Raw genomic sequence first — 21380 nt, 5'->3', positions numbered from 1 at the left:
TGCGGGCAGCGGCTAGCTTAGCCGAACCCAGGCACTGTTGTCGGGGAGCAGGAAACCGTCATGGACCGCACCGTTCCGGCTGCAGGCAATGAGTTCGCCCTGGGGCAGGGGGACTGCGTCGCCGCCCATGTTCATCAGGGCCGCGACGTCTCCATTAACGAAGGCAAGCACGCATTCGGGGTATCCGGTGAGCCAGGCGAGGGACCCGTTGCCCAGATCCAGCTTCCGCCGCAGATCAAGGGCCGTCCGGTAGAGGTTGAGGGTTGAGTCGCGGTCCTGCCGCTGGACGTCCCGCGCCAGGTGCTGCCACTGATCCGGCTGCGGGAGCCAGGAGGCGCCGGCATCGCTGAAGCCGAGTGCGGGCGCCTCCGACGTCCACGGGAGCGGAACGCGGCAGCCGTCGCGGCCCAGGCGTTCTCCGCCGGTGCGGTGGAAGGTGGGGTCCTGGCGGAATTCGTCCGGCAGCTGGGTGTGGTCCGGCAGTCCCAGTTCCTCGCCCTGGTAGAGGTAGACGCCGCCGGGCAGGCCCAGCATCAGCAGCGTGGCTGCCCGGGCACGGCTGATGCCCAGCCCATGGTCCGGCTGCGGGTCAGCGGCACCGATCCCGTCGCCGGGACGGTCCTGATGGTGGGTGATACCGAAGCGGCTGACATGGCGGACTACGTCGTGGTTGGAGAGCACCCACGTGGTGGGCGCGCCGACCTGGTCAAAGGCCCGCAGGGAGGACTCGATGACGTGGCGCAGTGCCGGGGCGTGCCAGGGGTGGTGGAGGTAGGCGAAGTTGAAGGTCTGGTGCATCTCATCGGCGCGGACCCAGTCGGTCAGGCGTTCGATCGGGTCGATGGTCGCCTCGGCGCAGAGCACCCGGTCCCCGTCGTAGGAGTCCAGGATTTTCCGCCAGGACCGGTAAATGTCGTGGATGCCGGGCTGGCCGAACATCGGGGCCTCGGAGCCGGGGAAGCCCTCGGAGGAGGACCCGTCGGCGCGTCCGCCCCAGTCCGGCAGTCCGGACTTCTTGATCAGGGCGTGGGCGACGTCCACCCGGAAGCCGCCCACGCCGCGGTCCAGCCAGAACCGCAGGATGGCTTCGAACTCGGCGTGCACGGCCGGGGAGTCCCAGTTGAAGTCCGGCTGGGAGGAGTCAAAGAGGTGCAGGTACCACTGTCCGGGGGTGCCGTCGGGTTCGGTGATGCGGGTCCAGGCCGGTCCGCCGAAGTGGGACTGCCAGTTGTTGGGCGGGTTTTCTCCGTGCTCGCCGGTGCCGTCGCGGAAGATGAACATGTCCCGTTCGGGTGAGCCGGGGCCGGCGGCGAGGGCGGCCTGGAAGAGGGCGTGGGCGTCGGAGCAGTGGTTGGGGACCAGGTCCACGATGACGCGGATGTGGTGGCGGCCGGCTTCGGCGATGAGGGCGTCGAAGTCTTCCAGGGTGCCGAAGATCGGGTCCACGGAGCAGTAGTCGGCGACGTCGTAGCCGGCGTCCTTCTGCGGGGAGCGGTAGAAGGGGGAGAGCCAGACGGCGTCGATGTCCAGTTCGGCCAGGGCGGGCAGTTCTGCGGTAATGCCCTGCAGATCGCCGATGCCGTCCCCGTTCAGGTCCCGGAAGGAGCGCGGGTAGATCTGGTAGATCACCGATGAGCGCCACCATTCACGGTCTTCGGACGACGGATGAACGAGGGAGAGGGCCGAAGAATCGTCAAGTACAGAACTGAGCATGCCCACATCCTAGGGCGTATGCGCCGCAAAAATGCAAACGCTTCCATTTCGTTTCCGCGGGTGTCGTTTTTGGCGATCAGAACCCTTGTTCGCAGGCGTGCGTCGTGCCAAGATGCTCAGCATACTGACCAGCCCTTCGCACCTGAGAGACGCATGTTGGACGGATTGTATGCACGCGCTTACACTGACCTGTGTCGTAGCTCGCATCCGTAGTGCCCGGGCAGGGTCCCGTGCTTCTCCGGCGGCGTTCATTTCCCCCTAACCGGGGTCCAAACAGAAGAGGTTCACCAATGAAGGTGCACACAACAGGTACGCCGGCCATGCGCCGTCGTACTTTTGCTCTCGGTGCCGTATCGGTCACCGCTGCTCTTGTTCTCTCGGCCTGCGGAGGCGGCGACGCTGCCGACTCCGACTCCGATGCCAAGGATCTTGCCTCAGGCGGCGCCACCACGCTGACGATGTGGGTGGATGCGGAACGCTCCCCGGCGCTGACCGACGTGACCGCCAAATTCAAGGAAGACACCGGAATCGAGGTCAAGCTGGTCACCAAGGACTTCCAGCAGGTCTCGGATGACTTCATTACCCAGGTGCCCACGGGCAAGGGACCGGACCTGATTGTCGGTCCGCATGACTGGGTTGGAAAGTTTGTCCAGAACGGCGTGATTGCTCCGATCGAACTCGGTGACAACGCGGACAAGTTCCAGGACGCCGCCGTCCAGGCCATGACCTATGAAGGCAGCACCTACGGAGTTCCGTACTCGATTGAAAACATCGGCCTGCTGCGCAACGCGGACCTGGTCCCGGAACCGGCAGAGACCATGGATGAAGTCATCGCCAACGGCAAGCAGGCCGTGGCCGAGGGCAAGGCGGAGTTCCCGTTCCTAGTGGGGCTGGACCCCAAGCAGGGCGATCCGTACCACCTCTACCCGTTCCAGACCTCGCTCGGAGCGCCCGTCTTCGGCACCGATGAGAGCGGCAGCTACGACGCGTCCAAGCTGGAACTGGGCAACCCGGGCGGCGCCGAATTCGCGGCAAAGCTGAAGCAGTGGGGTGAGAGCGGCGAAGGCATCCTCAACTCCAGCATCACGCCGGACATCGCCAAGGAAAAGTTCAGCGCCGGTGCATCCCCGTACTTCCTGACCGGGCCCTGGAATGTCCCGGATGCCGAAGAAGCAGGCATCAACCTGGTAGTGGACCCGATCCCCACCGCCGGCCCGAACCCGGCTCAGCCCTTCGTGGGCGTCAATGGCTTCTTCATCAGCGCCAAGAGCCAGAACGCCCTGGCCGCCAACGAGTTTGCGCTCAACTACCTCAGCACCGAGGCGGTGCAGGACGAAATGTTCAAGGCCGGCGGACGGCCGCCTGCCCTCACGGCGTCCTTCGAGAAGGCAGCCTCCGATCCCGTCGTGGCGGCCTTCGGTGAGATCGGCATCAACGGCGTTCCGATGCCCGCGATTCCGGAAATGGAACAGGTGTGGGCCGATTGGGGCGGCACGGAGCTTGCCCTGATCAAGGGCCAGGGCGACCCTGCCGAGTCCTGGGCCACCATGGTCTCCAACGTCCAGTCCAAGATCAGCAAGTAGGTCGGCGCGGGGCAACCTGCACTCATCCGGCGGCGGAGTGCCGCCGTCCGGCGCGCACCGGGGCGCGGCATCATGCCGCGCCCCGGTCGGCGCCCGTTCAAGGAGAACACAAGATGGTTGATCAGCTGGACAAGCCGGTAAACACTGCCGGCGCCGGTGCCGGACGTAGGCCGCGGCCCGGGCGGGCAGCACGGAGCGATTCACTCGGCGGCACCCTGGCCAAGATTATTCTGCTCGGCATCACCGATGCCTTTGCCGTGTACGTGCTGATAGCGCTGTTCCTGAATGAAAAGTGGGCGGTCCTGACCGTGGCCGCCCTGGTCACCGTCCTGATCAACTGGATTTATCTGCGGCGCGGTGGCCTGCCCGCCAAATACCTGGCTCCGGGAGTCCTCTTCCTGGCGGTGTTCCAGGTGTTCGTGGTGGCCTACAGCGGGTATGTCGCCTTCACCAATTACGGCGACGGACACAACAGCACCAAGGCCGACGCCGTGTCGGCAATCCAGATGACGGCGCAGAAACGCGTGCCGGATTCCCCTTCCTACCGGATCACCGTGGTGGAAAAGGACGGGACGCTGGCCATGCTGGCAACGGATCCGGACGGAACCGCTGAACTTGGCGGCGCGGACGAACCCCTCGAGGAAGTCACTGCGGAAAAGGACGCCTCCGGCAAGGCCGTGGCCGTTGACGGATATGACACCCTGCAGTTCTCCGAGCTGCTGCAGCGGCAGGACGAGATCCTGGCACTCACCGTCCCGTTCTCCGAGGACCTGGACGACGGCACGCTCAAGACTTCCGACGGCGCCACGGCCTACGTCTTCAAACCGTCCCTCGTGTACGACGAGGCCGCCGGAACCTTCACCGACTCCGAGAGCGGAAAGGTCTACTCCGACATCGGGGAAGGCGCCTTTGTGGCGGAGGACGGCGAGCGGCTGCCGACCGGCTGGAAGATCAACGTCGGCTTCGACAATTTCGCCCATGCCTTCAGCGACCCCGACCTCCGCGGTCCGCTGGTTGCCGTCATCATCTGGACCTTCACCTTCGCCGTCATGTCCGTGCTGCTGTGCTTCGGGCTGGGGCTGTTCCTGGCCATCACCTTCAACCACGCCACCCTGCGTGGAAAGCGGATCTACCGCACCATCATGATCCTGCCCTATGCCTTCCCGGCCTTCCTTGCCGGGCTCGTCTGGTCCGGAATGATGAACCAGGACTTCGGTTTCATCAACAACACATTCTTCGGCGGCGCCGACATTCCCTGGCTCAGCGACCCCTGGCTCGCCAAGGCGAGTGTGCTGTTGGTCAACACCTGGCTGGGCTTCCCCTACATGTTCCTGGTCTGCACCGGCGCCCTGCAGTCGCTGCCGGAGGAAGTCAACGAGGCCGCCCGCATGGACGGCGCATCGGCCTGGCGCATTTTCCGCTCCATCAAACTGCCGTTGCTGCTGGTCTCGACGGCGCCGTTGCTGATTTCGACCTTCGCCTTCAACTTCAACAACTTCAATGTGATCTTTATGCTCACCGGCGGCGGGCCGCGCTTCGAGGACACCTCCATGGACATCGGGGCAACCGACCTGCTGATCACGCTCGTCTACAAGGTCGCCTTCGGGCAGGGCACCGGGCGCGACTACGGGCTGGCCAGCGCGCTGGCCGTGCTGATCTTCATCATCGTGGCCATCATTTCCGCGGTCAGCTTCCGGCAGACCAAGGCACTGGAAGAAGTTAACTCATGACCAACCTGCAGACGCTTGGCAAGTCCACGCCCCGCCCCGCCGAACCCGCGCCGGTGAAGCGCGCATCAGCCGGTGCCTGGCTCAAGGAGAAGGGCTGGCGGCACCTGGTGGGCCTGGTCATGGGCGCCTTTGCGCTGCTGCCGCTGGTCTATGTGCTCTCCGCCGCCCTCAGCCCCACCGGAACGCTCGTCTCCACCAACGGGCTTTTCGCAACGGTCTCCTTCGATAACTTCACGGCGCTTTTCTCCGACCCGCAGAAACCCTTCGCCAAATGGTTCCTGAACACGCTCGTCATTGGACTGGTCACCAGCATCGGCACCGTCTTCCTGGGCGCCCTGGCTGCCTACTCGTTCTCCCGCATGCGTTTCCGCGGCCGGCGGATGGGCCTGCTGAGCCTTATGCTGCTGCAGATGTTCCCGCAGATGCTCGGCGTCGTCGCGATCTTCCTGCTGCTCAGCGGCATTTCCGACGTCGTTCCCTGGCTTGGACTGGGCAGCCAGATCGGCTTGATCATGGTCTATCTGGGCGGTGCGCTGGGGGTAAACACCTACCTCATGTACGGGTTCTTCAACACGGTGCCGGTGTCGCTGGATGAAGCAGCCCGGATTGACGGCGCAAGCCACATCCAGATCTTCTTCACCATCATCCTGCGCCTGGTCACGCCCATCCTGGCCATCGTCGGGCTGCTGTCCTTCATCACGGCCACCGGAGAGTTCCTGATCGCCTCCATCGTGCTCAATGACCCGGATACCCAGACCCTCGCCGTCGGACTGTATTCGTTTGTGGGCGACAACCAGTCCCGGACCTGGGGAGTGTTCTCCGCCGGCGCGGTACTGGCGGCACTGCCGGTGATGGCCCTGTTCCTGTTCCTGCAGCGCTACATCACGTCCGGACTGATTGCCGGATCGGTCAAGGGCTGACCGCTCAGAAACCGGCCACGGGCCGGGGCCGGTAGGCCTCTTCAAGGGCCGCGTATTCCTCTTCGGTGAACCGGATCTCCAGTGCCTGGATGTTCTCATCCAGGTGGGCCGCGGCGGTGGCGCCGATCAGCGGGGAGGTGACCACCGGGTTGGCCAGGACCCAGGCCAGCGCCACCTGGGCACGGGTGGCGCCGAGTCCCTCGGCCACGTTGCCGACGGCGTCTACGATGCGGTGGTCCGTCTCCTCATTGCCGCGGTAGAGCTCATGGCCCTGCTCATCCAGGTCCTGCCGGGGCGTCCTGGCGCCCCACGGCCGGGCCAGCCGGCCGCGGGCGAGCGGGGAGTAGGGCAGCGCGCCGATTCCGCGGTCCGCACACAGCGGGAACATTTCCCGTTCCTCCTCCCGGTACAGCAGGTTGTAATGGTCCTGCATAGTGACAAACGGTGCCCAGCCGTGCTGCTCCTGCAGGCTCAGTGCCGTGGCGAACTGCCAGGCATACATGGACGAGGCGCCCAGGTACCGCACCTTGCCGTCCCGGACCAGCTGGTCCAGGGTCTGCAGTGTTTCTTCCAACGGGGTGTTTCTGTCCCAGCGGTGCACCTGGTACAAATCGATGTAGTCCGTCCCCAGACGCCGCAGGCTCTGTTCCACCTGCCAGATAATGTGTTTCCGGGACAAGCCCCACCCATTGGGTCCAGGCCCCATTTCGCCGTGGACCTTGCTGGCAATCACCACCTCGTCCCGGCGGCAGTATTCAGCGATGGCGGCGCCCAGGATTTCCTCGCTGTGCCCCGCTGAGTAGACGTTGGCAGTATCGAAGAAATTGATGCCCAGCTCCACGGCATGCCGCAGCAGGGAGGTGGCTTCCTGCTCGCGCAGAGTCCAGTTATGGGCTCCGCGGCCAGGGTCCCCGAAGCCCAGGCAACCCAGCCCGATGGCAGAGACCATCGCCCCCGATCTGCCCAGTCTGGCGTACGTCATCGCACTCATCAGCCAAGCCTCCGCCCAGGTTGTCTCCGCGGTCCACTCACCGGTGATGCTACCCGCGACGCACCGGGCAGGATAGGTCCGGGGGAGCCTGGGCCAGGGTAAGGCCCGGTGACGCCCGGGGGCTCCCGAATGCTGCCGCCGCGGCCCTATACTTGCCCACATGGTCACCGAAGCAGGTACCACACCCCGGGTCTGCTACACCGTCGGCGAAGCGGTGGTTTTCCCCGCGCTGCATCAGCTGCCCGGTGTGGCACGTGTGGCCGGACCGCGCACGGCGCACAGGTCCGAAACCCGGTATGACACCCCGGACGGAGCGCTGGGCCGGCACGGAGTCAGGCTGGGTTCGGTCACCGACGATCACGGTACGTACTGGTACCGAACCGATCCGGACGAGGGCGCCGGGGCAGCCTTTGCACAGACGGTGCCCGGCACCGAAGCGGATCCCGGACAGCTGGTGCCGGCCGCACTGCTCGAGCACCTCCTGGGCATAGTCCGGGGGCATGCACTGGTGCCGGTGGAAACGGTGCTCATCCAGTCGGTGGAATATGAGCTTGCGGACGGTGCCGGACTGGCCGCGGGCACGGTGACCGATGAATCCCGTTATGCCCTGCTCCCCGGCGCGGAAGCAGGTGCCCCGACGGCCCGGATCTGGTGCGCCGAGGGGCTCTCCGGGCCCGCCCTGCACGCAGCCGGAACCTTGTTTCAAAATGCCGGCGCCGTAGTGGCGGGGCCGGACGGGGTCCCGGACGCGGAACGTGGAACGGCGGCCCGCGGGGAGCCGGAGACTCCTGCAGCCGGCGATGACCCGGTGGGAACGCTGTTGGTGCAGTACCTGCGCAGACAGTATCGGGAGCTGCTGCACCACGAGCCCCGGGTGCGCCGGAACGACGCAGACGGCGTGCACAAGATGAGGGTCGCCACTCGGCGGCTCCGCTCGGCACTCTCGAGTTACCGCTCCACGATGCAGCCGGAACCGGCACGTTCGCTGCGCGGTGAACTGCGCTGGCTGGCGGGAGTCCTCGGTGACGCCCGGGATGCCCACGTGATGCGGCACCGGCTGAAGGAGTTGATTGCCGGTGAACCCGGGGAGCTGGTGATGGGCCCGGTGAGTGCCCGGGTGGATGAAGAGCTGCTGCATGACTACCGCCAGGCTTACGGGCGCATCCTTGAGGCACTGAACTCGGAACGGTATTTCCGCCTCCTGGACGGTGTGGAGGCACTGGTGGGCGGTCCGCCCTGGACCGAAACCGCAGATCGGCCGGCCGCCCCCACGGCGGCCGCCATGATCCGGCACGACCGTAAACGGCTGCGCCGACGGGTGAAGCAGGCGCGAGGACTGGCCGGTGAGGAACACTCGGAGGCGCTGCACGAAGCACGCAAGGACGCCAAGAAGCTGCGCTACGCCGCCGAGGTCTGGGAGGCCGTGCAGCCGGTGGAGGCCAAGGTGATGGTGGACGCCGCGGAACACCTGCAGAAGATCCTCGGGGAACACCAGGACAGCGTTGTGACCCGGCAATACCTGCGCCGGATGGGGGCGTCAGCGACCGCCGCAGGGGAAAACGGCTTCACCTATGGCCGGCTGCACGCGTTGGAACAGGCGAACGCCGCGGCGGCACAGGAGCGGTTTGCCCATGCCTGGCAAGGTTTCCCGTCCAGCCCGTAGCCGGGCGGCACCACGAAGGGATCAGGATGGACTCGCCATGGGCGCCGCTGCGGCGGCGAATGTTCCTCATCCTTTGGGTGGCGCAGCTGGGCTCCAACATCGGCAGCTGGATGCAGACCGTGGGAGCGCAGTGGTACCTGGTGGAGAACAGCGACAATCCCGCCCTGGTGTCGCTGGTGCAGACAGCCAACCTGGCACCGTCCCTGTTGCTCGGCCTGATCGCCGGAGTGCTGGCGGATGCCTTCAACCGGCGCAGGCTGATCCTGGGGGCAAACCTTTTTGCCGCAGGTGCTGCAGCTACCCTCACCGTGGTGGCAGCCCTGGGACTGCTGAACCCTGATTCGCTGCTGCTCTACACCTTCCTGATCGGCTGCGGGATGGCATTGAGCGCACCGGCGTGGCAGGCGATCACGCCGGCGCTGGTGCCGCGCAAAGAGGTCCAGGCGGCCTCGGCGCTGGGCAGCGTGGCGGTGAACACCGCCCGTGCCGTTGGCCCGGCCATCGCGGGGCTGCTGGTGGCCCTCGTCGGCCCGGCATTCGTTTTCGGACTCAATGCCCTCTCCTTCATCGGCACCGCAACAGCCATCTACCTCTGGCGCGCTCCGACCCAGGACTCGGCTGAGCGGGAGCACATGCGCGAGGCGCTCGCCGCAGGCATGCGCTACATCCGGGCGGCTCCGCGGATCCGGCGGATCCTGCTGCGCAACGGGCTCTTTATGTTCCCGGCCAGCTCCCTGTTTGCCCTCCTGCCCATCGCCGTCAACGGGCATTTGGGCCTCGGCTCCACCGGCTACGGTCTGCTGCTCGGCGCGCTGGGCGCCGGGGCCATCCTGGGGGTGCTGCTTCTGCCGGCGGCACGTAGGATTTTCAGCGCCAACGCTCTGCTCGGGATCAGTTCCGTGGTTTTTGCCGCTGGTGCCTTCGCCGCCGGTTACTGGCCTCCCGCTGCGGTTGCCCTGCTCCTGGTACTCGGCGGGATCGCCTGGATCTTTACGTTCTCCACGCTCAACGCCGCCATGCAGCTGACCCTGCCCGAATGGGTGCGTGCCCGCGGCCTGTCCGTCTACCTCATGATCTCGGCCGGCTCGCAGGCCGTCGGCGCCATGTTCTGGGGATCCGGTGCCACCGGTGCCGGCTACGCACCCACCCTGGCGTTCGCCGCCGTCGTCCTGGCCCTGTCCGGTGCCAGCGTGCTGGTGCTGCCGCTGCTGCCCGGGACAGGCCGGCTGGACCGCAGCGTTGCCGCGGCACCGAACCTGGACCTGGATGTTCCGGAGGAACCGAAACCCGATGCCGGTCCGGTGACCGTCCTGATCTCCTACGATGTCCCGGCGGACCGCAGCGATGCCTTCATCTCGGCGATGCACGAGGTGCGGCTTACCCGGATGCGCACCGGAGCCACGGCTTGGGAGCTGGTGCATTCCATCACGGAGGAGGAACAGTTCCGGGAAATCTATGACGTGCCGACCTGGCGGGAATACCTGCGCCAGGAGCAGACCAGGACTACGGGGGAGGACAGGCGGCTTATCCAGGAAGCCTGGGACCTGACCGATGCGGAACCCCGGGTGCGCTGGTTCTTGCCTGCACCGGCCTGAGGCCCGGCCCGGGTTTCGGTCCGCCGGCAATGCAACGGATAGACTGGGAGCCGGTCCGAAGGCCGCTTCAGGAGCGGCCGGTGCATGCGGGGTGGGTGCACCGAAAACGATGCAGTGAACAAACCATTAGTTGAGGTATTTTGCGAGATTTTAGTGCACGCCTGGCCACTGCCGAAGAGATCGACAACTGGGACAAACACGTGCTGGCGAACCCCGGGGGCGGCAACGTCCTGCAGTCGGCCTCCTTCGCCGAGGTGAAGTCCCACCACGGCTGGAATCCCGTCTACCTCGCGGTTACCGGACCCGATTACGTGACTTACACTCTCGCCATCGAGAAGAAGGTCCGCGGCCTGGGCAGCCTGTGGTACCTGATCAAGGGGCCCGACGTCGCGGCACCGGAAGACGTGCCGCTGGTGGTCAACGCGCTCGTCCGCTTTATCAAGGAGAACCGGCTCAGGGTCTTTGCGATCAAGGTGGAGCCGGACATTGTGGACAGCGAGGAAGTGCGGGCGCTGTTCACCGGTGCAGGGTTCATTAAGACGTTCAACCTGCAGCCCAACGATTCCACGGCGCTGCTGGACACCTCACCGGATTCGGAACAGCTGCTCAAGAACCTTTCCTCCCGCGGCCGCAACGCCGTCCGCCGGGCCATCCGCGAAGGCGCCGACGTGCGCCGGGTGGACCCCACGGAGGAGAACATGCAGACCATGTACCGGCTGATGGCCCATATTGAGGACCGTTCGGCGGCACGGCTGCGCTCCTACGAGTACTACCACCGCTTCTGGTCCAACTTTGTGGCCGCCGGACAGGGACGCTTCTACTTTGCGTTCGAGGACGGAGAACCCACGGTGGGCGCCTTCGTGATCGCCTACGGCAACAAGGGAACCTATAAGGACGGCGGTTCCAAGCCGAAGCGCAGCCAGTACGGAGATTCGCACCTGGTCCAGTGGACGGCGATCAACGAGCTCAAGGACGAGTGCGGCATCACCTCCTATGACTTCTGCGGCACCCCGCCGAGCGACCGGCTCAAGGACAAGAGCCATCCGCACCACGGGCTGGGGCTGTTCAAGACCAGCTTCTCGAAGACGGTTACCGACTTTGTGGGCTGCTATGACTTTGTGGTGGACCCGCTCCGGTACCGGATCTGGAACACCATCGGCGAAAAGGTGGCCCGGCAGATTTACTGGCGCCGCCACCAGCAGCCCTTCTACTAAAACCAGCTAGTTCACGAAACACAGGAACCGGGCGGCGCCCGGGGCCACCACGCGAAAGGGTGAGTCCTTGGAGAACACATCCGGTCCGGGCCGAGGCAGGCCCGGACCGAAGCCGGATTCGGCACCCAACCCGGACCCGGTTGCGGGGCTGATTCCCGTCGTCAGCGTACCGGCAGGCCGGGGGGAGCGGGCCGGAAAACGGCAGGGCTCCGGAGCAGAATCACGGGGGCGGGGAGCAGCGGCAAAATCGCTGGGAGCGGGAGTCAAGGCGCCTGCCCCGCCGTCGGCACCGCCGGGCCGCCAGCCCACCGGGGAGATGCCCACCGCTGCACTGCGCAGCACCCGGCCCAAGCCGCCGCCCCCGACCACCTCGGTCATCCGTCCGGCCGGCGGCAAAGCGCTCAAGCCCCGGCCGGATCGCGGGCGGAAAACCGCGGATCCACGTGAAAAGCGGCCGGCACGCACCCGGAAGACGGTTCCTCCGGGCACAGTTCCGGCCGCCGCCGTCCGCACTGATCGCTCCTCGGCGGCAGCCCGGCGGATGCTGCGCCGGCTTGTGCAAGGCGAGAACCCGCCGACGCAGGCCATGTCCATTGTGGAGCGGCTGGCCGGCAGCCCGTATGCCAACCCGCTGGTCCGCTCGGGAACGGACGCGAATGCCCGCAAGACTCTGGACCTTGCCCTCAGCCTGGCTGAAACCATGTTCCGCTACGGTGCCGGTGCCCTGGAAGTGGAAACCGCCATCATCGCTGTGACGGCCGCGTTCGGGCTCGAGAGCATCGAAGTTGATATCACCAACCAGTCGGTGCTGCTCAACTATTCCCCTAAGGACCAGACACCCATCACGGTCATGCGGGTGGTGCGCTCCTGGACCAACAACTATGCCGGGTTGGGCCTGGTGCACCAGCTGGTGACGGAGATTATCGACGGCGGGCTCAGCCGTGCCGAAGCGGCGAACCGGCTCAACGAGATCACGCACCAGCCCAAGCCCTTTCCCCGCTGGGCCGTCACCGTCTCCGCCGGGATCTTCGCCGCGGCCATCGTCGGTTTTATCGGCGGCGGCCCGCTCGCCTCCCTGGTGGGCTTCGCCGGTACGGTCATGGTCAGCCTGCTTCAGCGGTTACTGGGCCGCTGGCGGGTGCCGGATTTCTTTACGACGGCGGCCAGCGGCTTTGTCGTCACGGCGATGGCGATGATTTTCTGGTCCATGGAAGTGCCGATTTCCCCGGGCATCGTGGTGGCGGGCGGGATTCTGCTGATGCTCCCCACCGGGCGTCTGGTCTCCGCGGTGCAGGATGCCATCAACGGCTTCCCCGTGACGGCATCAGGGCGTTTCCTCTCGGCGTTCCTGACCTTCGGTGCCCTTGTAGCCGGAATCGCCGTGGCACTGGTGGTCGGGGCCCTGTTCGGCATGGCCCGGTTGGATGTCACGGATGTGGTCGCTTCCCAGTACTCCTTCCCGGTGACGCTGCTGCTGCTGGCCATTGCCCTGGCCACCATCTGCATTGTGGAACAGTCCCCGCGTCGGCTGGTGCTGCCCACGGTCCTGATCGGTCTGGCCGGTTTCCTGGTGTACCAGATGGCCGAAGCCGGGGGAGTGGGGCCGCGGCTTACACCCGCCGTTTCCGCCATCTTCATCGGCATGGTGGCGCGGATCGTGGCCCTGCGGATGGGCGCCCCGCAGCTGATTGTTGCCGTCCCGGCCGTGCTGTTCCTGTTCCCTGGGCTGGCAATCTTCCGCTCCATGTACGGGCTGAGCATCGACGCCGAGGACATGTACGCCGGCGCGGTGGGGCTGTTCGACGCCCTCACCGTCATCCTCGCCATCTCCGGCGGTGTTGTATTGGGCGACAACCTGGGCCGTCCGTTCACCCGCAACCTGAACGGCAATGACAGGCGCAACCGTCGCCGGTGACTGCCGGGCGGGACGCTGCTGCGAACCGCAAAGGGCCGGGGCCGCTGTGCACTGCACGGCGGCCCCGGCCCTTTTGTGATGCGGGGACTAGAGAATCTTGCCCACGGGCGTGCGCTTCTCGGCCTGGAAGACGTCTTCGGTCCGGCCGGCAGCCCAATAACCGGAGAGGGACACCTGGGAGCGTTCCAGGCCCCGGTGGCGGAAGAGCACGTCCCGGAGGGACTTCATGGCCTCCCGCTCACCGTGGGCAAAAACCTGCACGGTGCCTTCCCTCCACTGCACCGCGGCCACAGCCTCCGTGAGAACGGTGCTCCGGCCTGCCGGAGTACCGTTCCGGTACAGCCAGGTCAGCTCGATGCCGGGCGGCGCGCTGAGCGGCTGCCGGTCAGCGGGACCCGCCACCTCGATGAGCGCCTGGCCGACGGCGTCAGCGGGCAGCGCCTCCAATACGGTGGCAGCAGCCGGGAGCGCTGATTCATCCGCGGCAAGCAGATACCAGTCGGCCCCGGGATCCGGGTTGAAAGCTCCGCCGGGACCGGAGAACGTCAGGGCCTCGCCGGGCTGTGCCGCAGCGGCCCAGGGGCCGGCCAGCCCTTCGTCTCCGTGCACCACGAAGTCGATGCTGATTTCCCGGGCTTCCATGTCCACCCGTCGGATGGTGTAGGTGCGCGAAACGGGCCAGTGCTCACGTTCGCTCCGGGCCCGGATGCTCTCAAGATCCTCCGTACCGTCAAGGGGGCGGCCGTCGGGGCCAAACCAGATCTTGCAGTAGGCATCAGCACAGCTGTTGGGCCGGAACCGGTCGAAGTTTGGCCCGCCTGCGGTGATCCTCACCATGTGTTCGCTGATCTGCTCGCGGCGGAGAACCTCAAGGGTCAACAGGGGACGCTGCGGTCGGGACGCTGCCTCCCGGGGGCGTTCCGGCTCCTGCGGGGCGGACATTGCATCGGGCATGGGTATGTTTCTCCTAGGGAAGGGCCTGCAAACTACCGTACCGCGCCCAGCCGCCAGTCCACCGGCCCGGCGCCCTGCCGGGCAAGCAGCTCATTGACCCGGCTGAACGGCCGGGAACCGAAGAATCCCCGGTTCGCCGACAGCGGGCTGGGATGGGCGGATTCAACCGTCGGGGCACCGTCGAGGAAGGGGATGATGCCTTGCGCGTCCCGGCCCCACAGCACGGCAACCAGGGGCATGCGTGCGCCGTCCGGCCCGCGGCGGGCAGCCAGCGAACGGACTGCCAGCTCGGTGATTTCCTCCCAGCCGCGGCGGCGGTGCGACCCGGCAGCACCGGACCGAACGGTAAGTACCCGGTTCAGCAGCAGAACCCCTTGGTCCGCCCAGGCGCTGAGGTCACCGGACGCGGAAGGGGCTATACCGAGGTCTGACTGCAACTCGGCAAAGATGTTTTTCAGGCTCCGGGGCAGGGGACGGACACCGGCCTCCACCGAAAAGGACAGGCCGACGGCGTGCCCGGGGGTGGGGTACGGATCCTGCCCGAGGATCAGCACCTTGGTCTCGGACATGGGCCGCTGGAAGGCACGCAGGATGTTCGCCGGTGCGGGCAGAACCTGGTGGCCCAGAGCACGTTCGGCCTCCAATCCGGCGGCAAGGTCGTGGAACCGGTCGGTCACCGGAGCCAGCGCTTCGGCCCAGTCCGGAGCCATCAGCCCGGTCAACGGGGCAGGAGCGGCGAAGGGAACCGGGGCGTCGGTCGCCGCCGGAGCCGCATAGGAGAACAGCGGGGGCTCGTTGGTTGTCACCAATCCATCTTGCCATTTGCCGTTGCGGGGACGGTGTGACGATCGGACGGGGGAAGCGCCGCGGCGGCGCCCGGGCCGTCTAAATGACAACCCTGTTATTCCCAATTAGCATGTCTAAGTAGGTAGGACAGGGATCTTTCATGGGAGCACGTGTGGCTGACGCAACGGAAACATCATCGGAAGCCGGGCGGTTTTCCCTCGATGAATCGGTGGATCCGGACAGCCCCCTCGGCGCCAGGGAACAGCAGATGCTCGCACTGGAGCGTGCATGGTGGAAATATGCCGGCGCCAAGGAACAAGCCATCCGCGACCTGTTCGGGATGTCGGCAACGGCTTATTACCAGGTGCTGAACGCGCTCATCGATACCGAGGAGGCGCTTGCCCATGACCCGATGCTGGTCAAGCGATTGCGTAGACTACGTACGACCCGCCAGACCGCACGTACCGCCCGCCGCATGGGCACCGGCGTCTAGCTCCGGTCCACCAACCACCATTTGGCGGCCCAGGATGCGGCGCCACCAGAACAAGGATTGATTCTCCACTATGAGCCAATACCCCAGGGACGAGTTCGACAAGGTCCCCGAAACCTCGGCGCGGCAGGGTGTGCACCGTGAACGCCTTATTCCGTCGCGTTCACGCGGGCTGGGCCTGCTGATCACCGTCGGCGTACTCGCACTGGTGATCGGCGTGGCCGCATACTTTGTGGTGCCTCGCCTGGGTATTGACTTGGGTGCCGGAAATCCGGAGGCATCCCCGACGGCGTCGGAACCCGCCGAGCCCGCTGCCACCCCCACCCCCACGCCCAGCGAAACGGCCGGCGAGGCAGCGGAGGCTGAGGAAACCACGGCTCCGAGCCCAACGGCTGCTCCCGAGCCCACGCCGTCGGCCGAGCCCGAGCCGGTAGTGGACCGGACGCAGCCGGTGACTGTGCTTAACGCCAGCGGCATCAGCGGACTCGGTGCTTCCGTCTCCGGCCGGATCTCGGGCGCCGGATGGCCCGTGGGGTCGGTGGGCAACTGGGCAGGAGTGCCCCAGCAGGCTTCCGGCGTCTATTACAGCTCGCCGGATCAGGCCGCCAACGCACGCGAGGTGGCCGCGCAGCTTGGCATCCCCACCGTTATGGAGACTCCCGGGTTCCCCGTGGTGACGGTGGTCCTTGGACCCGGCTTCCAGTAGCAACGCGCAGAAAAACACCAAAACGTTACCCTCCTGCCCTCATGTGAGCCGGATCACCATGGTTAGAGTATTGCCAGCCGCCGGAGGGCGGCACTGGAAATCAAGGTTGGAGAAAGATCATGGCGCAGGGGATCGTCAAGTGGTTTAACGGCGAAAAGGGGTACGGCTTCATTACCCTCGACGAGGCCGAAACGGATGTATTTGTCCACTGGTCCTCCATTCAGGCTTCGGGTTACCGGACCCTGGAAGAGGGGCAGCGGGTCGAGTTTGAAATAGGCCAGGGGCAGAAGGGCCCCCAGGCCGAAGAGGTCCGGGCCGTCTAACGGTTACGCAGGACCTCCCTCCGTACCCGAGGGGGAATAAAAGCAGCGGCGGAGCATCAGCTCCGCCGCTGCTTTTGCGTGGCGGGGAGGCGATGCGGGGGATCCCTGTGAGGTGCCCGCCAGGGCAACGTGATGGCTTGCACTCAGTGTGCGGGAGTGCTAATTATTGACTTAGCACTCTTGCCGGATGACTGCTAAAAGTCCGACGGCGTTGAGTGAACCAGCAACCCACTGGGGTGAGGTCAGGGGAGCGCGTAAAGAGATCGCGCGAGCCTGGCCGTCCGTCGCGGGCACCCCGGCAGGAATGCAACATTCTGCTCCAAGCATGACTGTTCCGGAAGGACGATAGCCGTTATGGCCAAGATCATTGCATTTGAAGAAGAGGCACGCCGCGGCCTCGAGCGCGGGCTGAACACCCTCGCCGACGCCGTCAAGGTGACCCTCGGCCCGCGTGGCCGCAACGTGGTCCTGGAAAAGAAGTGGGGTGCCCCCACGATCACCAACGATGGCGTTTCCATCGCCAAGGAGATCGAGCTGGAGGATCCCTACGAGAAGATCGGCGCCGAGCTGGTCAAGGAAGTTGCCAAGAAGACTGACGATGTTGCCGGTGACGGCACCACCACGGCAACCGTGCTGGCCCAGGCCCTGGTCAGGGAAGGCCTGCGCAACGTAGCCGCCGGTGCCGATCCGCTGAGCCTGAAGCGCGGCATCGAGAAGGCCGTTGCGGCTGTCACCGAAGAGCTGCTCGCTTCCGCCAAGGAAATCGAGACCAAGGAGCAGATTGCTGCTACCGCTTCCATCTCCGCCGGTGACCAGCAGATCGGCGACCTGATCGCCGAGGCCCTGGACAAGGTGGGCAAGGAAGGCGTCATCACGGTCGAGGAGTCCAACACCTTCGGTCTGGAGCTCGAACTCACCGAAGGCATGCGCTTCGACAAGGGTTACATCTCCGGTTACTTCGTCACCGACGCGGAGCGCCAGGAAGCGGTCCTCGAGGACCCGTACATCCTGATCGTCAACTCCAAGATCTCCAACGTCAAGGATCTGGTTGCCGTCCTCGAGAAGGTCATGCAGTCCGGCAAGCCGCTGCTGATCATCGCCGAAGACGTCGAGGGCGAAGCCCTGGCCACCCTGGTGGTCAACAAGATCCGCGGCACCTTCAAGTCTGTTGCCGTCAAGGCACCGGGCTTCGGCGACCGCCGCAAGGCACAGCTGGCCGACATCGCCATCCTCACCGGCGGCCAGGTCATCGCTGAAGAAGTAGGCCTGAAGCTGGAAAACGCCACGCTCGACCTGCTGGGCAAGGCCCGCAAGGTTGTTGTCACCAAGGACGAGACCACCATCGTTGAGGGTGCAGGCGACGCCGAAGAGATCGCCGGCCGCGTAAACCAGATCCGCGCCGAGATCGAGAACTCCGATTCCGACTACGACCGTGAGAAGCTGCAGGAACGCCTGGCCAAGCTGGCCGGCGGCGTTGCAGTCATCAAGGCCGGTGCCGCAACCGAGGTCGAGCTGAAGGAACGCAAGCACCGCATTGAGGACGCCGTCCGCAATGCCAAGGCTGCCGTCGAAGAGGGCATCGTCGCCGGTGGCGGCGTTGCACTCATCCAGGCCGGCCTGAAGGCTTTCGCCAACCTGACCCTCGAGGGCGACGAAGCAACGGGCGCCAACATCGTCCGCGTTGCCATCGACGCTCCGCTGAAGCAGATCGCCTTCAACGCCGGCATGGAGCCGGGCGTTGTCGTGGACAAGGTCCGCGGCCTGCCGGAAGGCTTCGGCCTGAACGCAGCCACCGGCGAATACGAAGACCTGCTGGCAGCCGGCGTCAATGACCCGGTAAAGGTGACCCGCTCTGCACTGCAGAACGCCGCCTCCATTGCCGGCCTGTTCCTGACCACCGAAGCCGTGGTTGCGGACAAGCCGGAGAAGGCAGCTCCCGCCATGGGCGGCGGAGCTGACGAAATGGGCGGCATGGGCGGCATGGGCGGCTTCTAAGCCCCGCTGCTCCCAGCTGACGCATAAACAGGCGCGGCACCCGTACAGGGTGCCGCGCCTGGTGCGTTAACCCGGGGCGGAGAACCGCACCCGGCAGGAGTAGTGAAGGAACAGTATCCCTAATGCATAAACAGCGAAGTATTTGCTGCTTCGGTTTCGGCGTACTGGGCCGAGGCGAAGGCCAACGCCTGGTTGATGCTGTCCAGCGATTCCTCCACCCGTGCCTGCGTCGCACGCCAGTCGGTGACCAGCGATTGGAAGTTGGCTGACGCCGACCCCCGCCAGATCTCGCTCAGCGAGGCCAGGCCGGACTGCATTCCGTTCACGTCCGCCCGGAGGCGTTCAATGGTTCCCTGCACTTCGGCGCTTTTGGCGGAGAGCGCCTCACTGTCCACAGCGAATAATGGCATGTCTTTTCCTCCTGGTAGGAACTCACTATCGGTACCGGGAAGGCTAATATCCGCCGCTGAGCCGCGAGATCAGCGCGGCCGGGGTTGTGGGTGCACCGCCCCGCCCGCAGGCCGCCTGCCGGGTTGTGGAGGCCGGGTGGACTCCACGGTGCTCCGGGCCGGGGTCAGGATTCCGGGCTGTCCTCAGGGTCCTCGTGCTCGGGGAGCTGCTCCGGCGCCCGGAACGGGAGCCGGATGGAGAGGGTGGCGCCGCCGCCTTCGGTTTCCGCCAGCCGGACGGTCCCGTCATGCTGGGCCACGAGGGCGGCCACAATAGCCAGTCCCAGGCCGGTGCCGCCGGTTTCCCGGTAGCGGGAGGAATCCGCCCGGTAGAAGCGCTCGAAGACCCGCGCGGCGTCGTCCTCGGAAATCCCGGGGCCGTGGTCGCGTACCTCCAGCACCGCGTCCATCCGGTCATGGATCACCGGGGCCACCCCCACAGCCACCTCGATCGGGGAACCTTCCGGGGTGTACCGCAGCGCATTGGTCATCAGGTTTGCCACCACCTGCCGCAGCCGGGCTTCGTCGCCTATGGTGGGCGCGCTCTGCGGTCCGTTGCCGTCCAGCCCAACCACCCTGATATCGCGGTCCGGGGCGCTGGCACGAGCGTCCATGGCGGCGTCGTTGCCCAGGATCATCAGGTCCACCGGCGCGTACTCGAGCGGACGCTGTTCATCCACCCGGGCCAGGGTGAGCAGGTCCTCCACCAGTTGGCCCATCCGTTTGGCTTCGCTTTCAATCCGGCCCATGGCGGCCGCCACCTCTTCAGGCTTCTGCAGGGCACCGTGCCGGTACAGCTCCGAGAAGCCCCGGATGGTCACCAGCGGGGTGCGCAGCTCATGGGAGGCGTCCTGAATGAAACGGCGCATTTTGCGTTCAGACTGCGTGCGGGCGGCGAAGGCCGTCTCGATGTGCGCCAGCATGGCGTTCAGCGAGCGGGACAACCGGCCAATCTCGGTGGCCGGGTTGCCGACCTCCACCCGGCGGCTCAGGTCCCCGGCGGCAATGGCCGCCGCCGTTTTCTCCACCTGGCTCAACGGCCGGAACTGGCGGGTCACCGCCCAATAGGCGATGCCGGTGGCGCCCAGGGTTCCCAGCAGCCCCACCGAAAAGACCAGGGAAGCCGCCTCATCCACCGTGGCGGCCACGGAGTCCAACGGAACCGCCACGGCCACCGAACCGGGCAGATTCGCAAAATCGTAAATCCGCACCCGCCAGCCCTTGGACAGCGGAGCGGTGCCGCGCACATCAAAGCCGCGGGTATCCATTTCCGCCACCTGCTCGGCGGTGTAATTGCCCAGCTGCGGCACATCCGTTGCGGATTCCGAGTGGGTGGCCGGGCCGTGCGTGCCGTCCTCATTCAGGTACAGGCCGTAATAGCGGAACAGGGACGCATCAGTGCTGGCTTCATTGACCACCAGATAGCGTGAGACGTTCGGTGCGTTTTCCTCAATGTCCGCATCCAGCCGGCCGACCAGGATCTGGCGCAGCACATAAATGGTGGCCAGGCCGGTAACGGTCACCGTCACCACCATCAGTACGGCCATGATGGCGACGAGCTGCGACCGCAGCGACGCGGATTTCCAGCGGCGTATCAAGGCCCTAGCGCTTCTCCGAGGAGCGCAGCAGGTACCCCACGCCGCGCTTGGTCTGGATCAGTGCCGGTGCGTCCGGGCTCTTATCGATTTTGCGTCGCAGGTAGGAAATGTAGGACTCCACAATGGAGGCGTCGCCGTTGAAGTCGTATTCCCAGACGTGGTCCAGGATCTGGGCCTTGGACAGCACCCGGTTGGGGTTGAGCATCAGGTAGCGCAGCAGCTTGAACTCGGTGGGGGAGAGGTCGATGGTGACGCCGCCGCGCCGAACCTCGTGGGCGTCGTCGTCGAGCTCCAGGTCATCCACCCGGATGACCGCGTCATCGTCCTCCAGCGGCTGGGTGCGGCGCAGCACCGCCCGGATACGGGCAACCACCTCGTCCAGGCTGAAGGGCTTGGTGACGTAATCATCGCCGCCCACGGTCAGGCCGGTGACCTTGTCTTCGGTATCGTCCCGGGCGGTCAGGAAGACCACGGGAAAGTGCTGTCCTGCGGCGCGCAGGCGCCGGGTCAGCGTGAAACCGTCCATGTCCGGAAGCATCACGTCCAGGACGGCCAGGTCCGGGTTGTGGGAATCGACGGCGGCCAGAGCTTCACGGCCGTTGGAGGCGGCGACGACGTCGAAGCCGGCGAAACGCAGCGAGGTGGAGAGCAGCTCGCGGATGTTCGGCTCGTCATCGACAACGAGTAGGCGTGCTTCGGGGGTAGACGATTTGTTCACGCCGCCATTTTCTTACATTTAGCTGGATGTTGTCTGT

Annotated in this window: 18 protein-coding genes; 11 read left to right on the top strand and 7 right to left on the bottom strand. The window is 65.9% G+C overall.

From position 1 onward, the window contains the following. Window positions 1-12 precede the first annotated feature (12 nt). On the bottom strand, window positions 13-1713 hold the full coding sequence (locus AC5RTS_RS04570) for a glycoside hydrolase family 13 protein (protein WP_493990883.1): 1701 nt from the start codon (window positions 1711-1713) through the stop codon (window positions 13-15). 290 nt (window positions 1714-2003) lie between these two features. Between AC5RTS_RS04570 and AC5RTS_RS04565 the strand changes: the two genes are divergently transcribed. The 3 genes from AC5RTS_RS04565 to AC5RTS_RS04555 all read left to right on the top strand — a co-directional run bounded on the left by AC5RTS_RS04565 (window position 2004) and on the right by AC5RTS_RS04555 (window position 5946). Further along, entirely contained in the window at window positions 2004-3296 is a 1293-nt protein-coding gene (locus tag AC5RTS_RS04565) for a sugar ABC transporter substrate-binding protein (RefSeq protein WP_493990882.1), read from the top strand. A 113-nt stretch (window positions 3297-3409) separates the two neighbouring features. After that, on the top strand, window positions 3410-5026 hold the full coding sequence (locus tag AC5RTS_RS04560) for an ABC transporter permease subunit (RefSeq protein ID WP_493990881.1): 1617 nt from the start codon (window positions 3410-3412) through the stop codon (window positions 5024-5026). Then, a complete protein-coding gene (locus tag AC5RTS_RS04555) occupies window positions 5023-5946 on the top strand; it encodes a sugar ABC transporter permease (RefSeq protein WP_493990880.1) in 924 nt (307 codons plus the stop codon). The genes AC5RTS_RS04560 and AC5RTS_RS04555 overlap by 4 nt, the downstream gene beginning before the upstream one ends. A gap of 4 nt (window positions 5947-5950) precedes the next feature. Here AC5RTS_RS04555 and AC5RTS_RS04550 read toward each other — a convergent pair whose 3' ends face one another. After that, complete coding sequence (locus AC5RTS_RS04550) at window positions 5951-6928, bottom strand: aldo/keto reductase (RefSeq protein WP_493990967.1); 978 nt, start codon at window positions 6926-6928, stop codon at window positions 5951-5953. Window positions 6929-7097: 169 nt separating this feature from the next. Here AC5RTS_RS04550 and AC5RTS_RS04545 point away from each other — a divergent pair, with 169 nt between their 5' ends. From AC5RTS_RS04545 to AC5RTS_RS04530, 4 genes are all read left to right on the top strand, one after another. Then, window positions 7098-8600, top strand: coding sequence for a CYTH and CHAD domain-containing protein (locus tag AC5RTS_RS04545; protein ID WP_493990879.1), 1503 nt, complete (start codon window positions 7098-7100; stop codon window positions 8598-8600). A gap of 26 nt (window positions 8601-8626) precedes the next feature. Next, a complete protein-coding gene (locus AC5RTS_RS04540) occupies window positions 8627-10195 on the top strand; it encodes an MFS transporter (RefSeq protein ID WP_493990878.1) in 1569 nt (522 codons plus the stop codon). A 140-nt stretch (window positions 10196-10335) separates the two neighbouring features. Beyond that, window positions 10336-11409 carry a lipid II:glycine glycyltransferase FemX gene (locus AC5RTS_RS04535; RefSeq protein WP_493990877.1) on the top strand — a complete coding sequence of 358 codons (1074 nt, stop codon included), beginning with the start codon at window positions 10336-10338 and terminating at the stop codon, window positions 11407-11409. 67 nt (window positions 11410-11476) lie between these two features. Further along, window positions 11477-13324 carry a threonine/serine exporter family protein gene (locus AC5RTS_RS04530; protein WP_493990876.1) on the top strand — a complete coding sequence of 616 codons (1848 nt, stop codon included), beginning with the start codon at window positions 11477-11479 and terminating at the stop codon, window positions 13322-13324. 87 nt (window positions 13325-13411) lie between these two features. Here the strand turns inward: AC5RTS_RS04530 and AC5RTS_RS04525 are convergent, their stop codons facing one another. Both AC5RTS_RS04525 and AC5RTS_RS04520 read right to left on the bottom strand, forming a co-directional pair. Continuing rightward, window positions 13412-14278, bottom strand: coding sequence for a siderophore-interacting protein (locus AC5RTS_RS04525; RefSeq protein ID WP_493990875.1), 867 nt, complete (start codon window positions 14276-14278; stop codon window positions 13412-13414). Window positions 14279-14310: 32 nt separating this feature from the next. Further along, window positions 14311-15084: a uracil-DNA glycosylase gene (locus tag AC5RTS_RS04520; protein WP_493990874.1), complete on the bottom strand. Its 774-nt coding sequence runs from the start codon at window positions 15082-15084 to the stop codon at window positions 14311-14313. 209 nt (window positions 15085-15293) lie between these two features. Between AC5RTS_RS04520 and AC5RTS_RS04515 the strand changes: the two genes are divergently transcribed. The 4 genes from AC5RTS_RS04515 to groL all read left to right on the top strand — a co-directional run bounded on the left by AC5RTS_RS04515 (window position 15294) and on the right by groL (window position 18578). Continuing rightward, window positions 15294-15557, top strand: coding sequence for a DUF3263 domain-containing protein (locus AC5RTS_RS04515; protein ID WP_493990966.1), 264 nt, complete (start codon window positions 15294-15296; stop codon window positions 15555-15557). 70 nt (window positions 15558-15627) lie between these two features. Next, window positions 15628-16260, top strand: coding sequence for a LytR C-terminal domain-containing protein (locus AC5RTS_RS04510; RefSeq protein WP_493990873.1), 633 nt, complete (start codon window positions 15628-15630; stop codon window positions 16258-16260). Between the two features lie 119 nt (window positions 16261-16379). Further along, entirely contained in the window at window positions 16380-16583 is a 204-nt protein-coding gene (locus tag AC5RTS_RS04505; RefSeq protein ID WP_227905745.1) for a cold-shock protein, read from the top strand. Window positions 16584-16937: 354 nt separating this feature from the next. Continuing rightward, entirely contained in the window at window positions 16938-18578 is a 1641-nt protein-coding gene (gene groL / locus AC5RTS_RS04500) for a chaperonin GroEL (protein WP_493990872.1), read from the top strand. Window positions 18579-18697: 119 nt separating this feature from the next. Here groL and AC5RTS_RS04495 read toward each other — a convergent pair whose 3' ends face one another. The 3 genes from AC5RTS_RS04495 to AC5RTS_RS04485 all read right to left on the bottom strand — a co-directional run bounded on the left by AC5RTS_RS04495 (window position 18698) and on the right by AC5RTS_RS04485 (window position 21343). Continuing rightward, window positions 18698-18988 (bottom strand): WXG100 family type VII secretion target, encoded by a 291-nt coding sequence (locus AC5RTS_RS04495; protein WP_493990871.1) that lies wholly within the window; start codon window positions 18986-18988, stop codon window positions 18698-18700. Window positions 18989-19152: 164 nt separating this feature from the next. Continuing rightward, window positions 19153-20625, bottom strand: a complete 1473-nt coding sequence (locus tag AC5RTS_RS04490) for a sensor histidine kinase (RefSeq protein WP_493990870.1) — start codon at window positions 20623-20625, stop codon at window positions 19153-19155. Window positions 20626-20629: 4 nt separating this feature from the next. Further along, window positions 20630-21343 carry a response regulator transcription factor gene (locus AC5RTS_RS04485; RefSeq protein ID WP_493990869.1) on the bottom strand — a complete coding sequence of 238 codons (714 nt, stop codon included), beginning with the start codon at window positions 21341-21343 and terminating at the stop codon, window positions 20630-20632. Window positions 21344-21380: the final 37 nt, after the last annotated feature.

The organism is Arthrobacter sp. MDT1-49-2, assembly GCF_059090185.1.
This window is presented reverse-complemented; position numbering and strand designations above follow the sequence as displayed.